Genomic DNA, 13,115 nt, shown 5'->3' with positions numbered 1-13,115 from the left:
CCGCAAGGCGGCTTCCGTGTATCCGTCTCCCGAACTGGCTGCCATGACTCACGCCCCGTTGATCCACCCGCTGCCGCACCCGATCGACCTGCTGGCCCTGCAGCAGCGTGACCCGGCGCGTTTCCCGCTGCTGATGGAGTCCACCGCCTCGGGCACTGCGCAGGGCCGCTGGAGCCTGCTGCTGGCCGCGCAGGGCGACACCCTGCAGCTGGACGCCGATGGCCAGGTGCGCGACCAGCACGGCGCGGTGCAGCCCGGCAGCTTCCTGCAGGCGCTGGACCGCGCGTGGCAGGCACAGCGGTTGCCGCACGACGGCGGCCACGCGCTACCGTTCCGCGGTGGCTGGGCGCTGATGCTCGATTACGAAGTGGCCAGCCAGGTCGAACCGGTGCTGCCGGCGCGCGCGCGCGATGACGGCCGACCGACCGCACTTGCCCTGCGCTGCCCGGCCGCCGTGCTGCATGACCACCAGGCCGACACCAGCTTCCTCGTTGCCGAGGCGGGCGAGCAGGCGCTGCTGGACTCGCTGGTCGGGCTGGTCGCGGGCGGACTGCCGCCGGCCGGGCAGGGCTGGCAGCCGCCGCAGTCGGTCAGCGAAGACGAGCCACAACGCTTCACCGAGGGCGTGCGCCGGGTGATCGAGTACCTGCGCGCTGGCGATGTGTTCCAGGTGAACCTGTCGCGGCGCTGGAGCGCGCACTTTGCAGCACCGGTCAGCCCGCAGGCGCTTTACGCGCAGCTGCGGCGGGCCAATCCGGCGCCGTTTGCCGGCCTGTTCAGTGCGCACGGCCGGCATGTGGTCAGCTCGTCGCCGGAACGGCTGGTGTCGGTGCATGGCGGCCACGCGCAGACCCGCCCGATCGCCGGCACCCGCCCGCGCTTCGAGGGCGACGACGATGCCGCGCGCATCCAGGAACTGGTCGGCCATCCCAAGGAGCGCGCCGAGCACGTGATGCTGATCGACCTGGAGCGCAACGATCTGGGCCGCATCTGCCTGCCCGGCACGGTCGTGGTGGACGAGTTGATGACCGTGGAAAGCTACGCCCACGTGCACCACATCGTCAGCAACGTCAGCGGCCAGCTGCGCGCGGACGTCACCCCGGGCGAGGTGATCGCCGCGACCTTCCCCGGCGGCACCATCACCGGCTGCCCGAAGGTGCGCTGCATGCAGATCATCAGCGAACTGGAGCAGGTGCCACGCGGCGCGTACACCGGTGCGTTCGGCTGGCTGAACCGCGATGGCGACCTGGACCTGAACATCCTGATCCGCACCGCCGAAGTGGACGGCAGCGAGGTCTGCTTCCGCACCGGAGCCGGCATCGTGGTCGACTCGGACCCGGACAAGGAACTGGACGAAACCCGGGCCAAGGCGCGCGGCCTGCTGCGGGCGCTGGGGCAGCAGGGCTGATCGATTGCCGCCGCCGGGCATGGCTTGTGGGTGCCGACCGTTGGTCGGCACGGATGCCCCCATGGCCGTTCATCCACGCATGGCGTGGATCTACTGGAGATGGCGGGTGGGTGCCGACCGTTGGTCGGCACGGACGCGTGGCCCCGGTCATGACCCCGCCCCACCGGGCACGGTATCCTGCACGACGGAATCGAGTTCAGAGGTAGTCCATGGCGGGAGCCAAGCGCGGGTGTCTGTTGGTGGTAACGCTGCTGCTGGTGCTGGCCGCCATCGTGGCCGGCGCGGGCGCGTGGTTCTTCTACAAGCAGAGCCAGTTTGCCGACGTGCCGTTGACCCCCAGTGCGGACAGCGTGGTCATCGCCCGCGGCGATGGCATGAACAGCGTGCTGCGCAAGCTGCGCGAGGCCGGCGTGGATGAAGGGCAGGACACCCAGTGGCAGCTGCTGGCGCGCCAGCTGGACGCTGCCGGCAAGCTGAAGGTGGGCGAGTACGCACTGAGCAAGGACCTGACCCCGCGCGAGCTGCTGCTGCGCATGCGCGCGGGCAAGGTGCTGCAGCACCGCGTCACCATCATCGAAGGCTGGAACATCCGCCAGCTGCGCGCCGCGCTTAAACGCGCCGATCCGCTGCTGCACACCACCGACACCCTCGATGACGCAGCGCTGATGGATCGCCTCGGTTTCGCCGGCCAGCATCCGGAAGGCCGCTTCCTGCCGGAGACCTACGTCTACCAGCGCGGCGACAGCGACCTGGACGTGCTCAAGCGTGCCCACGGCGCGATGGAGAAGGCGCTGGACGAAGCCTGGGAAAGCCGCGCCCCGGACCTGCCGATCAACACGCCCTACGAACTGCTGACGCTGGCCTCGATCATCGAAAAGGAAACCGCGCTGGCCAGCGAGCGACCGCAGATCGCCGGGGTGTTCATGCGCCGCCTGAAAATCGGCATGCGCCTGCAGACCGACCCGACCGTGATCTACGGCCTTGGTGCGGCATACGACGGCAACATCCGCCGTCGCGACCTGACTACCGATACGCCTTACAACACGTATACCCGTGCCGGCCTGACCCCGACCCCGATCGCCATGCCCAGCCGCGATGCGCTGATGGCTGCTGCACAACCGGCACCGGGCGATGCGCTGTACTTCGTCGCCGTAGGCGATGGCAGCGGCGCACACGTGTTCTCGCCCAGCCTGGACAAACACAACGCCGCCGTAGCCCGCTACCTGCAGCAGCTGCGCCAGCAACGCACCCAGGAGACTCCGGCGCAATGAGTTCCGCGCTGCTTCGCCATCCCCGTTTCGTCAGCCTGGAAGGCGGCGAGGGCGCGGGCAAGACCACCGCCATCAACGCCATCCGCGAGTGCGTGCGCCGCCACGGCCATGAGGTCGTGTTGACCCGCGAGCCCGGTGGCACGCCGCTGGCCGAGCGCATCCGCGGCCTGGTGCTGAAGCCCGATGCCGAGATCGCCGCCGAGCCGCTCAGTGCCGAGGCTGAGCTGCTGCTGGTGTTTGCCGCACGCGCGCAGCATGTGCGCCAGGTGATCCAGCCGGCGCTGCAGCGCGGCGCCTATGTGCTCAGCGATCGTTTCACCGATTCCAGCTATGCCTACCAGGGCGGCGGTCGCGGCCTGGACCCGCAGTGGATCGCCGACCTGGAGCGTCGCGCTGTGGGCCTGCTGCCCGGCCTGACCCTGCTGCTGGATGTGGACGTGGCCGTCGGCCGTGCGCGTGCCAATGGCCGCGACCTGTGGCCGGACCGCATCGAAAGCGAGCAGGACGATTTCTTCCAGCGCGTGCGCGAAGTGTTCCGCAGCCGTGCGCAGCAGGACCCGCAGCGTTTCGCGCTGGTTGATGCAGGCCAGGTGCAGGAGCGCGTGGCCGCCGATGTGGTTGCGCGTGTCGAGCGCTGGCTGCAGCAAGGGGAGGGCGCATGAGTACGTTCTCGCCCTGGCAGCAGCGCGCGTTCGACCAGACCGTGGCTGCACTGGATGCAGATCGGCTGGGCCATGGCCTGCTGATCTGTGGCCCGGCCGGGCTGGGCAAGCGGGAGGTGGCCCTGGCGCTGGCCGACCACGTGCTGGCACGCGGGGATGCCACGCATGCCACCCGCACCCGGCAGCTGATTGCCGCCGGCACGCATCCCGACCTGCAGCTGATCAGCTTCATTCCCAACAAGAGCGGCGACAAGCTGCGCACCGAGATCGTGATCGAGCAGGTGCGCGAGATCAGCAACAAGCTGGCGCTGACCCCGCAGTACGGCGTGGCGCAGGTGGTGATCGTCGACCCGGCCGATGCCATCAACCGTTCGGCCGCCAATGCGCTGCTGAAGACCCTGGAAGAACCGCAGCCCGGGCGTTACCTGTGGTTGATCAGCAGCGACCCGGCGCGCCTGCCGCAGACCGTGCGCAGCCGCTGCCAGCGCCTGGAATTCAGGCTGCCGCCGCGCGAGGAAGCGCTGGCCTGGCTGCAGCAGCAGGGCCACAGCGAAGCGGCCGCGCGCGAGGCACTGGATGCAGCACGCGGCCATCCCGGGCAGGCCGACAACTGGCTGCGCGAAGATGGCCTGAGCCTGCGTCGCGAGGTCGGCCGTGAGCTGGAACAGCTGGCCGCCGGCAAGACCGGCGCGGTGGAGCTGGCGCAGAAGTGGTGCGCCGATGACAACGCGGCGCTGCGCCTGCGCTTCGCCGCCGACCTGGCGCTGGCCCAGGCCAGCACCGATGCCTTGACCACGCCGGAGCGATTGCACAAGCTTGCAGCCTGGTTCGATGCGGCCAACCGCACCCGCGACCTGCTGCGCACCACCGTGCGCGCAGACCTTGCGGTGGTCGAGTTGCTGCTGGCCTGGAACAAGGTGAACGAGCGGCCTGCCGCAAGGGGAAATCGATGAGTGCCAGCAACGCCCGCCAGGGCATCCTGTCCCTGGCAGTGAAGGACAAAGCCGCGCTGTACAGCGCGTACATGCCGTTCGTGAAGAATGGCGGCATCTTCGTGCCCACGCCCAAGCGTTATTTCCTGGGCGATGAGGTGTTCCTGCTGCTGACCCTGCCCGATTCCAGCGAGCGCCTGCCGGTGGCCGGCAAGGTGATCTGGGTGACCCCGGCCGGTGCGCAGGGCAACCGCACCGCCGGCATCGGCGTGCAGCTGGCCGATGGCCAGGAAGGCGAGACGGTGCGCCACAAGATCGAGACGATCCTGGCCGGCCTGACCGGTTCGGACAAGCCGACGCATACGATGTGATTCCGGTAGCGCCGGGCCATGCCCGGCGGCCCTTGGAAACGCGCGTGAGCACGAATGTGAAAACTGTTGACGGTCTCTGAAAAGCCCCTATAATGAGCGGCTCAGCAACACACCGGGCGGTTAGCTCAGCGGTAGAGCATTGCCTTCACACGGCAAGGGTCACAGGTTCGATCCCTGTACCGCCCACCATGTTGCAGAACGAAAAAAGCCTCCAGCGATGGGGGCTTTTTTGTTGCCTGCGATTTACCCGGGCTTGTTTGCCACCGCTGTGATCGCATCGCCGAGACCTGTCTGCGCGGCATGCGCGATCTGGCGCGCGGCCAGCAGCAGACCATTTCGATGGAAGTCGCCGATCTGCTCGTCGGTGTTTCCGTCCACGCGTGCGCGCTCTGCCGCGTGCAGAAGATCGAGCACGGCGGTCAGTGCGGACAGTGAACGGCCGAGGGAGGCGAGAGTCTGTGCGTTGAGCCTCTGCGTGGTGCACGGCTGGCCGTCTTCGCCATCTCCCCTGCGGATCGCATCCAGGAAGGTGAAGAACATCGGCTGCGCGGGAGGGAACTGCTGCTCCTTCAGTGCGCACTCGATCTCGCGCGCGAGGTCTTCGGGAACGTTGTTGCTGGCGATGTCGCCGATCAGGGCGTGCAGGCGGGGATGGATGGCGGTGCGGTTGGTCATGGCGAAACCCTCACTGGCGTAGGACCACCCTCCAAAGAGAAGGTGGCGGACGGTGCGGGTTGGCGTACCGGGGCAAACACAACGGAGTGAGAAATCACCCGGCGGATCGAGTGATCCCCACGCACCGCCCGCCATTGAGGGCCGTCGGTGCATTCTTGCGGCTACGCACTGCTGCGCAACCAATCCGTCAGGTTTGCTTTTTCGAGACGCCAATCCCGGCCAAGGCAACCTGCCTCGGCCCGGCGATCATCGAGTCGAACAATCACACTGGTCTGTAAGTAAATTTCGCAACTGCACCCGGGCGTACCGCGAGTTCCCCGATCTGTGCGTGACAGCACCCGCACGCCGTGCGGCGCATCACTGATGGCGTAAGCCACCGGCTGCGCTGACCCTGCGCCTGGGGGCACCCTGCATGCACGAACGTGGCGATCACGTCACTCCGCGCGGCGCATGCCATCGATGGAAGCAGAGGGTTCCATCCATGTGCTGTCCCGCCGCCCTCGGCGGGCGTAATCTCGGCCCATTGCCGCGCCCCCTCCCATCCCTGGAGTGCCACCATGCCGCTCGCCCGTATCGATCTTCGCAAAGGTAAATCCGTCGAGTATCGCCAGCGTGTCGGCGAAGCGATCTACCAGGCCATGCGCGCCGTCGGTGTGCCGGAAAACGATCGCTTCCAGATCTTCCAGGAGCACGACGCCGGCACGCTGGTGTACGACCCGGGCTATCTGGGCATCGCCCGCACCGATGATTTCATCTGCATCCAGATCACCTGGAACGAAGGGCGCACGCTGGAGCAGAAGAAGGCGTTGTATGCCGGTATTGCCGATGGCCTGCACGCGGCGGTGGGTATCCGCCGCGAGGACGTGTTCATCAACCTGGTGGAAGTGAAGCGGGAGAACTGGTCGTTCGGTAATGGCCAAGCGCAGTACGTGAGTTGATGCGCGAAGAGCATCCACGCGTGGCGTGGATGTACTGTGGATCCGTCATGTGGTCGGTGCCAGAACCCTGCGTCACCGTGTCGCAGGGGCCAAACCCTGAACGTGGTCCAAGGTTGGCCCCGGGCTCGTAGAATGGCTGGGTGCGCCGCTCCGTTCTCCACCGCCGGTTCCAGACCCTGGCATGGCTTGCCATGCTGTTGGTGCTGTTCGCGCCTCTGGTGAGCCGCTGGCTGGTACATGGGCACGTTGTTGCGTCTGCCGCACCGGTGGCGGCCATGGACCACGCCGCACACACCCAGCACGCGATGGAAGGGCATCACGACCACCACGCGATGGCAATGCAGCATGGCGAAGCGACACCGAAGCCGCCGGCCGATCCGCATGCCGACCACGAGATGGGCGTGGACTGCGATTACTGCCTGATCGCGGCGCGATTGATCACCCTGCTGGTGGCGGCGCTGCTGTTGCTGGTGCCGCTGGTACCGGTGTGCCGGGCGTTGATGGGTGCGGTGCAGGTTTTGCCTGTGCGGATTGCAGGCACGTTGGGTGCGCGGGGACCGCCGGTGGCTGCGGCTGTCTGAGCCGCGCACGCGGTCATTATTCCTTTTCGTTTGAAGCTGCCAGGCATGGCCTGGCACTACTGCGTGCGCTTTTCTTCCTGCTGCCCGGCTGACCGGGCGGCCTTGCATGCCGTGAAAAAATGAAAACGAACCCGAATGTCGCCGCCCTGCGCTGGACGGCGCTGCCGACGCTGTGCGCCTTCGCCCTGCATGCCGCGCCCGCCCGCGCCGACGTGCCGGACCCCACGACGCTAGATGCCGTGCGCGTGGTCGACACGCGCCGTGGTGAATTGTCCACTTCTGCCAGCGCCGGTTCGGCGCTCGGGCTGAGCGTGCTGCAGACGCCGGCCAGCCTGACGGTGATTTCACGCGAGCAGCTGGAGCAGCGCGGCGATTCCAATCTCAACGACGCGATCATCCGCGCTGGCGCGATCAGTGCCATGCCCCATCCGGGCAACGGCCTGAGTGCGCTGTCCAGCCGTGGCTTCACCGATGGCGCCTCGGTGATGCGCCTGTACGACGGCCTGCGCCAGTACGGTGGTGTGGGCATCACTTTTCCGTTCGATACCTGGTCTATCGAGCGCATCGAGGTGCTGCGCGGGCCGGCCTCGGTCATCCACGGCGATGGCGCCATCGGCGGCGTGGTCAACATCGTGCCGAAGAAGCCTTCGCGCGGCGCCATCGAGAACGAGGTCAGCGTAACCCTGGGCAGTGAGGACACTGCGCGCCTGGGCTTCGGCAGTGGCGGTGCGCTCACGCCGGCGCTGGCCTACCGCGTGGATGTCAGCGGCAACTACAGCAGCGGGTGGGTCGATCGCGGCCAGAACGGCGATGCCACGTTCTCTGCTGCGCTGCTATGGCAGCCACGAACGGATCTGCAGTTCACGCTGACCCATGCGCAGGGCTACCAGAAGCCGATGCGCTACTTCGGTACGCCATTGATCGATGGGCGGCAGCTGGGCGCGCTGCGCCACGAGAACTACAACGTGGCCGACAGCGTGATCCGTTTCCGCGACCGCTGGACCCAGCTCGATGCGGCCTGGACGCCGAACGACACCGTGGAATGGCGTACGCGCGTCTACCAGATCGACAGCCAGCGTGACTGGCGCAACGCCGAGGCCTACGTCTACAACGGGCGCACGGGCCTGATCGATCGCTCTGGCAACACCCAGATCACCCACAACCAGGACCAGACCGGACTGACCTCCACGCTGCGCCTGCTCGGCAATGCAGGTGGGCTGCCGAACAGCTTCGCTGTCGGCTTCGATGCCAACCGTGCGCATTTCAAGCACACCAACAACACCTATGCGGGCAGCTCGGGGCCGGTGGATCCTTTCAACCCGGCGCCCGGTGGGTTCAGCAGCGATGCTCCCAACCTGCCGCGCTACCGCAACAGCGCCGAACAGGTCGCGTTGTTCGTGGAAGACCGGCTGGAACTGAGCGAGCGCTGGTCGGTGCTCGCGGGCTTGCGCCACGATCGCGCCACGATCGACCGCAATGACCTGGTCAGCGGCCAGCGTGCGTTCTCCAGGACCTACAACAGCACCGGCTGGCGCGCGGGCACGGTCCTCGCGCTGCAACCAACATTGACCCTCTATGCGCAGTATTCGCAGGCGGCCGACCCGGTCAGTGGTCTGTTGATGATCAGCCCGGCCAACGGCGCGTTCGATCTGGCCAAGGGCAAGCAGATCGAGGTTGGCATGAAGCAGGCCTTCGACGGAGGCGAGTGGACGCTGGCGGCCTATCGCATCCGCAAGACCGGCCTGCTCAGCCGTGACCCGTTGCAGCCCGACCGGCGGGTGCAGGTGGGGGCACAGACCTCAAAGGGAATCGAAGCTTCGTTGAACTGGAACTTCGCTCCACAGTGGTCGCTGGATGCCAACGCGACCGTGCTCAAGGCCGGGTTCGAGGATTTCCTGGAAGCCACCGGCACGCCGGCGGTGATCGTCTCGCGTGATGGCAACGTGCCGCCGAACGTGGCCGAGCGCCTGGCCAACGTCTGGTTGAGCTGGCAGTTCCAGCCCGACTGGAGCGTGGCCAGTGGCGTGCGTTACGTGGGCAAGCGCTATGCCGACAACGCCAACACGCTGCAGCTTCCGGGTTACGCCACCACCGACCTGGCCCTGACCTGGCAGGCCGCGCCGCGCACACGGCTGACCGCGCGCGTGTTCAACGTGTTCGACAAGGCGTACTACGCCACGGCGTACTACACCAGCACGCAGTGGCTGCTGGGCGCAGACCGGCGCGTCGAGTTCAGCCTTGACCATCGCTTCTGAGGACGCAGGGCATGTCGTTGCGATCCACCGCCAAACGCTGGACCTACCTGACGCATCGCTGGCTGGGCATCGGCGGGTGCCTGCTGATGTTGCTGTGGTTCGTCAGCGGCATGGTGATGCTGTTCGTCGGCTACCCGAAGCTGACGCCAGCGGAGCGGTTGGCCACGCTGCCCGCATTGGCCGACGCGCGCGGTTGGCAGGCACTTTCCGCGTTGCCGGAAGCCGTTCGACAGGCGCCTGAGCGGGTCGTGTTGACGACGCTGCGTGGCGACCCCGCCTACGTGGTGCGCTCCGGCGCGAACGTGGGCGCGTGGTCGGCGCTTACCGGACAGGCATTGCCGCCGGTATCGGCACAGTTGGCCGAGGTTTCCGCCGCGCAGTTCGCCGGCGGCCCTGCCTTCGTTGGCGCCATGCCGCTGGATGAAGACCGCTGGACGCATTCGCGCGCGCTGGACCCGCATCGACCGCTGTATCGCGTCGGCGTCGGCGGCGCACAGCCCGGTGATGTCTACGTGTCCTCGCGGACCGGCGAAGTCGTGCTGGATGCACCGCGCCTGCAGCAGCGCTGGAACTATGTGGGTGCGTGGTTGCACTGGCTGTACTTCCTGCGCGTGCAGTCGGTGGACCCGGTATGGACCTGGACGATGATCGTGCTGTCGGCGCTGTGCACCGTGGCCGCGATCAGCGGGGTGGTGGTCGGCATCTGGCGCTGGCGGTTTCGCGGACAGTACCGGTCAGGGTCGAAGACGCCGTACCAGGAGCCATGGATGCGCTGGCATCACCTGATCGGCTTGATGGCGAGTGCATTCGTGTTCACCTGGATCTTCAGTGGATTGATGTCGATGAACCCGCTGGGAGTGTTCAGCAGCTCTCGCGCCTCGCTTTACGTTGGGCGCTATCAGGGCGTGGTGCCGGCGGATACAGGTGTCATTGCTCAGCCGGCTGCGCTATTGGCTGCAGTGCACACGCCGCGGTTCGTGCCGGTCGAGAGCCAGTGGCGACGCATCGGTGGTGAACTTTTCGCGGTGGTGCTGGATGGCAATGCCGATTCGCGCGTGGTCAGAGAGCGGGGCGGCGCACTGCAGGTGTCCACTGCGTTCGATGCAGAATGGTTGCGGGGCAGGGTCGCGGCGATGTCCGACGCGCGGCTGCGCGGATTCACCATTCTGCAGGCGCCCGATGCCTACTTCTACCCACGCGCTGCAGAGGCGATGAACGGCGCCGCGGTACGCCGCTTTCCGGTGGCGATGGCTGATTTCGATGACGCTGAGGCAACCCGCGTCTATGTCGACCTGGCCACCGGCGATCCGCTGTTGACGCTGGGCAAGCGCGAGCGCGCAGGTCGCTGGCTATTCTCCTTCCTGCACAGCTGGGACTTGCCGGCAATGCTGCGGCAGCACAGTGCGCGGCTGGTCGTGCTGCTGCTGCTCAGCCTGGCAGGCACCGCGTTATGTGCAACGGCAACCGTCATCGGCTACCGCCGCCTGCGCATGACATTCCGGCACAAGCGCCGCCATGCGCATCACGCCCGCAGCCAGCGCGTCGACACCGCCACCAGCAACAGTGCCATCGCCAAACCGACAAAGGCGGCGATGAGGCCGAAGTGATTGGCGGCGAAACCGATCAGCGCCGGGCCGGCAAGAATGCCGGCAAAGCCGAGGGTGGACACGGCGGTGATGGCGATCGCCCGCGGCATCCGGTTCTGGCTGCCAGCCAGCGAGAACAGCGCCGGTGCGATGGTGGCGCAGCCCAGGCCGGCCAGCACATAGCCGACCAACGACACCTGCCATGGCGTGACCAGGGTGAGCACCAGCACGCCGGCGCAGGCCAGCAGCGCACCGGTCAAGATCGCCCTCTGCCGGCCGATGCGCTCTACCAGGTTTTCTGTGCGTTAGTGTGCAGTATCTGGCGTTGGTGACGGCTCGTAGGGACGCCTGTACACACTGCGGCTGCAGCGCTGGTGAATCGCGCGCGAGTTGGTGCTGCCCATCGCCTTTCCAGCGCGGCATCATGGAAAGGCACCCGGCACGGAACCCTGCATGTCCCCCACTGTTCACCACAAGCTGCGCATCGGCGCCGATCAGTTCACCGGCCAGAAGGTGTTCGACCAGCATTTCCTCGAATGCGATTTCTCCGGCGCTGACCTCACCGCCACCGAGTTCGTGAACTGCGGTTTCTACGATGCCGACACGCGCACCGGGTGCCGTTTCAGGGGTGCCACGTTGAAGGAAGCCAGCTTCCGCCAGTGCGACATCAGCATGTGCAACTTCAACTTCATCAAGGCGCTGGGGCTGGAAATCAGCGAATGCCGCGCACAGGGCGCCGATTTCAGCAACGCCAGTTTCTTGAACCAGATCACCACGCGCAGCTGGTTCTGCAGTGCCTTCATCAAGAAGAGCAACCTGCGCTATGCCAACTTCTCGCGGGTGACGCTGGAGAAGTGCGAGCTGTGGGAGAACCGCTGGGAGGGTGCCAACGTGAGCGGCGCCAGTTTTGCAGGGTCGGACCTGTCCGGCGGCCAGTTCGATGGCGTCGACTGGAATTCCGCCAACTTCACCGATTGCGACCTGACCAACTCCGAACTGGGCGACCTGGACCTGCGCAGCACCAACCTGCGTGGCGCCACGCTGGATGTGCAGCAGGTGGCGCTGCTGATGCAGCGGATCGGCATCACCGTGGTGCCATGAGCGTGCGTCGCGGCGCTATGCCGGTGTGGCCGGCGCGTGTGCCACCCAGCCCTTGAAGCTGAAGCCGGCGTAGAACAGTTCCACGTTCTCGAAGCCGGCCTCCTGCAGCAGCGCCACTTCCTGTTCGGGTGAGAGCAGCGGCAGGCGTCCGGCGATCGCCTCGGCCGCGCGCTGTGTATCGGCACGTGGAATGCCGGAAGCCTCGGCGAACGCGGCGTAGCGCTGCAGCCAGCGATGCTTGCCGGCCGCGTCCTGCGGCACGCTGTGGTGCGCCACCACCAACGGCGCACCTGCGCGCAGCCGTTGCCGCAGTTCGCGCAGGGTGTGCAGGCGCTGTTCAACGGTGAGGAAGTGCAGGGTCAGCAGGCAGGTGGCGCCGTCGAAGACGGTGCGCGGGGCATCGTCGATGTAGCCTTCCAGCAGCGTCACCTGGGCCATCAACGGCCCCAGGGTCTGTTCGGCCAGCGCGAGCATTGGCGCGGCAGGATCGACGCCGAGCATCCGCCATTGCGGGTGCGCTTGCGCGAAGGCCTTGAGTTCCAGGCCGCCGCCTGCGCCGAGCACCAGCACCTGGCCATCATCGGGTACGTGTTCGGCCAGCAGCAGGCGGCTCATCTGCTGCAGTCCGAGGAAACCGGGTACCTGCCGCAGCGGGCCCTCCGCGTAGCGGGCCACGGCGTGGGGATCGGAGAAGGACATCGGAAGGATTCCTGCGGCAATGGCGAACATCCACTTTACCGTGCTCGGCAAGTGTGGATTGCACAGTGGCCCGCCTTTGCTTAAGGTCTGCGCCTGCATGCATTGAAGAGATCGGGAATGGACCCTCGCAGCCCCGCGATGCCATCGGCGGAAGCCTTTGAACTGGCGCTGACAATGCTGGGACGGGAGGGCGTGGATGAGGAGCAGGCCGAGCGGGCGCTGCTCGCGCTCGGCAGCGAACACTGGCAGATGCGCCGCCTGCTGGTGTGGTTGCCTGAAGCCTTCGCCATGGCTCTGATCGGTCATATGGAACTGGGCGTGCAGCTGCCCGGTACCTTCACCGCCTCCGACGCACAAGGCGAGCTGCATGAACTGCCGCTTGACCGTGAGCCCGTATTCGCTGCCGGTCTCCAGCGCGCCCTGGTCATGTACCACGAAGGTCCACGCGCCGCGTTCCGGGCGATCTGCCAGCGCAGTTCGTCGCTCAATGCGATCGACAACGCCTTGAATACCGGCGCCGATCTGCAGGGCGCCGCGCTTTCGGGTCCGGAGCTTCTGGACATCCCGGCAGAGACCTACCTCGCCCATTGAGCCCGGGGTTTCCAGAGCGCGGGCTTCGTCCCGTCGGCTTCCGCG

The 13,115-nt window shown here is 66.9% G+C and carries 13 protein-coding genes, 1 tRNA gene and 1 pseudogene; 12 read left to right on the top strand and 3 right to left on the bottom strand.

What is annotated here, in order from left to right; translation table 11 throughout:
* Positions 1-43 precede the first annotated feature (43 nt).
* The 6 genes from TEP_RS14820 (at position 44) to TEP_RS14795 (ending at position 4,833) form a co-directional block, all read left to right on the top strand.
* The gene (locus TEP_RS14820) at positions 44-1,408 is read left to right on the top strand and encodes an aminodeoxychorismate synthase component I (protein WP_132825787.1); all 1,365 of its coding nucleotides are present in this window, start codon (positions 44-46) and stop codon (positions 1,406-1,408) included.
* 209 nt (positions 1,409-1,617) lie between these two features.
* Positions 1,618-2,679: an endolytic transglycosylase MltG gene (mltG, locus tag TEP_RS14815; RefSeq protein WP_132825786.1), complete on the top strand. Its 1,062-nt coding sequence runs from the start codon at positions 1,618-1,620 to the stop codon at positions 2,677-2,679.
* A complete protein-coding gene (gene tmk / locus TEP_RS14810) occupies positions 2,676-3,341 on the top strand; it encodes a dTMP kinase (protein WP_132825785.1) in 666 nt (221 codons plus the stop codon). The genes mltG and tmk overlap by 4 nt, the downstream gene beginning before the upstream one ends.
* Positions 3,338-4,294 (top strand): DNA polymerase III subunit delta', encoded by a 957-nt coding sequence (locus TEP_RS14805; protein ID WP_132825784.1) that lies wholly within the window; start codon positions 3,338-3,340, stop codon positions 4,292-4,294. Before tmk ends, TEP_RS14805 begins: the two co-directional genes overlap by 4 nt.
* Entirely contained in the window at positions 4,291-4,644 is a 354-nt protein-coding gene (locus TEP_RS14800) for a PilZ domain-containing protein (protein ID WP_025874071.1), read from the top strand. Before TEP_RS14805 ends, TEP_RS14800 begins: the two co-directional genes overlap by 4 nt.
* Before the next feature lie 114 nt (positions 4,645-4,758).
* Positions 4,759-4,833 (top strand) — tRNA-Val (locus TEP_RS14795).
* 54 nt (positions 4,834-4,887) lie between these two features.
* Here the strand turns inward: TEP_RS14795 and TEP_RS14790 are convergent.
* Complete coding sequence (locus TEP_RS14790; RefSeq protein WP_132825783.1) at positions 4,888-5,319, bottom strand: hypothetical protein; 432 nt, start codon at positions 5,317-5,319, stop codon at positions 4,888-4,890.
* A gap of 557 nt (positions 5,320-5,876) precedes the next feature.
* On the opposite strand from TEP_RS14790, the gene TEP_RS14785 reads away from it, so the two are divergent.
* The 4 genes from TEP_RS14785 to TEP_RS14770 all read left to right on the top strand — a co-directional run bounded on the left by TEP_RS14785 (position 5,877) and on the right by TEP_RS14770 (position 10,700).
* Positions 5,877-6,257: a tautomerase family protein gene (locus tag TEP_RS14785; RefSeq protein ID WP_132825782.1), complete on the top strand. Its 381-nt coding sequence runs from the start codon at positions 5,877-5,879 to the stop codon at positions 6,255-6,257.
* Between the two features lie 191 nt (positions 6,258-6,448).
* Entirely contained in the window at positions 6,449-6,838 is a 390-nt protein-coding gene (locus TEP_RS14780; RefSeq protein WP_132825781.1) for a DUF2946 family protein, read from the top strand.
* A 119-nt stretch (positions 6,839-6,957) separates the two neighbouring features.
* Entirely contained in the window at positions 6,958-9,093 is a 2,136-nt protein-coding gene (locus tag TEP_RS14775) for a TonB-dependent receptor (protein WP_132825780.1), read from the top strand.
* 11 nt (positions 9,094-9,104) lie between these two features.
* Positions 9,105-10,700: a PepSY-associated TM helix domain-containing protein gene (locus TEP_RS14770; protein ID WP_132825779.1), complete on the top strand. Its 1,596-nt coding sequence runs from the start codon at positions 9,105-9,107 to the stop codon at positions 10,698-10,700.
* Here the strand turns inward: TEP_RS14770 and TEP_RS14765 are convergent.
* Positions 10,616-10,978, bottom strand: a pseudogene (locus TEP_RS14765) (MFS transporter); the annotation flags it as partial. The gene TEP_RS14770 and the pseudogene TEP_RS14765 sit on opposite strands and share 85 nt — an antisense overlap.
* Before the next feature lie 154 nt (positions 10,979-11,132).
* Here TEP_RS14765 and smqnr point away from each other — a divergent pair.
* A complete protein-coding gene (gene smqnr / locus TEP_RS14760; protein ID WP_132825778.1) occupies positions 11,133-11,780 on the top strand; it encodes a SmQnr family pentapeptide repeat protein in 648 nt (215 codons plus the stop codon).
* A gap of 15 nt (positions 11,781-11,795) precedes the next feature.
* Here the strand turns inward: smqnr and TEP_RS14755 are convergent, their stop codons facing one another.
* Positions 11,796-12,479 carry a class I SAM-dependent methyltransferase gene (locus tag TEP_RS14755; protein WP_132825777.1) on the bottom strand — a complete coding sequence of 228 codons (684 nt, stop codon included), beginning with the start codon at positions 12,477-12,479 and terminating at the stop codon, positions 11,796-11,798.
* 138 nt (positions 12,480-12,617) lie between these two features.
* On the opposite strand from TEP_RS14755, the gene TEP_RS14750 reads away from it, so the two are divergent.
* The gene (locus TEP_RS14750; protein ID WP_080150825.1) at positions 12,618-13,070 is read left to right on the top strand and encodes a hypothetical protein; all 453 of its coding nucleotides are present in this window, start codon (positions 12,618-12,620) and stop codon (positions 13,068-13,070) included.
* Positions 13,071-13,115 lie beyond the last annotated feature (45 nt).

Source organism: Stenotrophomonas sp. TEPEL, from assembly GCF_004348785.1.
GTDB lineage: Bacteria > Pseudomonadota > Gammaproteobacteria > Xanthomonadales > Xanthomonadaceae > Stenotrophomonas > Stenotrophomonas indicatrix.
Note: the sequence above shows the minus strand (reverse complement) of the source record. Positions and strands in the feature narration are given on the sequence as shown.

What these genes read in the sequence shown, in the direction of transcription:
- TEP_RS14805 (WP_132825784.1), top strand. Translation starts at nt 3,338, where the DNA reads ATGAGTACGTTCTCGCCCTGGCAGCAGCGCGCGTTCGACCAGACCGTG.
- TEP_RS14820 (WP_132825787.1), top strand. Translation starts at nt 44, where the DNA reads ATGACTCACGCCCCGTTGATCCACCCGCTGCCGCACCCGATCGACCTG.
- TEP_RS14790 (WP_132825783.1), bottom strand. Translation starts at nt 5,319, where the DNA reads ATGACCAACCGCACCGCCATCCATCCCCGCCTGCACGCCCTGATCGGC.
- mltG (WP_132825786.1), top strand. Translation starts at nt 1,618, where the DNA reads ATGGCGGGAGCCAAGCGCGGGTGTCTGTTGGTGGTAACGCTGCTGCTG.
- TEP_RS14775 (WP_132825780.1), top strand. Translation starts at nt 6,958, where the DNA reads ATGAAAACGAACCCGAATGTCGCCGCCCTGCGCTGGACGGCGCTGCCG.
- TEP_RS14785 (WP_132825782.1), top strand. Translation starts at nt 5,877, where the DNA reads ATGCCGCTCGCCCGTATCGATCTTCGCAAAGGTAAATCCGTCGAGTAT.
- TEP_RS14800 (WP_025874071.1), top strand. Translation starts at nt 4,291, where the DNA reads ATGAGTGCCAGCAACGCCCGCCAGGGCATCCTGTCCCTGGCAGTGAAG.
- TEP_RS14780 (WP_132825781.1), top strand. Translation starts at nt 6,449, where the DNA reads ATGCTGTTGGTGCTGTTCGCGCCTCTGGTGAGCCGCTGGCTGGTACAT.
- smqnr (WP_132825778.1), top strand. Translation starts at nt 11,133, where the DNA reads ATGTCCCCCACTGTTCACCACAAGCTGCGCATCGGCGCCGATCAGTTC.
- tmk (WP_132825785.1), top strand. Translation starts at nt 2,676, where the DNA reads ATGAGTTCCGCGCTGCTTCGCCATCCCCGTTTCGTCAGCCTGGAAGGC.
- TEP_RS14750 (WP_080150825.1), top strand. Translation starts at nt 12,618, where the DNA reads ATGCCATCGGCGGAAGCCTTTGAACTGGCGCTGACAATGCTGGGACGG.
- TEP_RS14755 (WP_132825777.1), bottom strand. Translation starts at nt 12,479, where the DNA reads ATGTCCTTCTCCGATCCCCACGCCGTGGCCCGCTACGCGGAGGGCCCG.
- TEP_RS14770 (WP_132825779.1), top strand. Translation starts at nt 9,105, where the DNA reads ATGTCGTTGCGATCCACCGCCAAACGCTGGACCTACCTGACGCATCGC.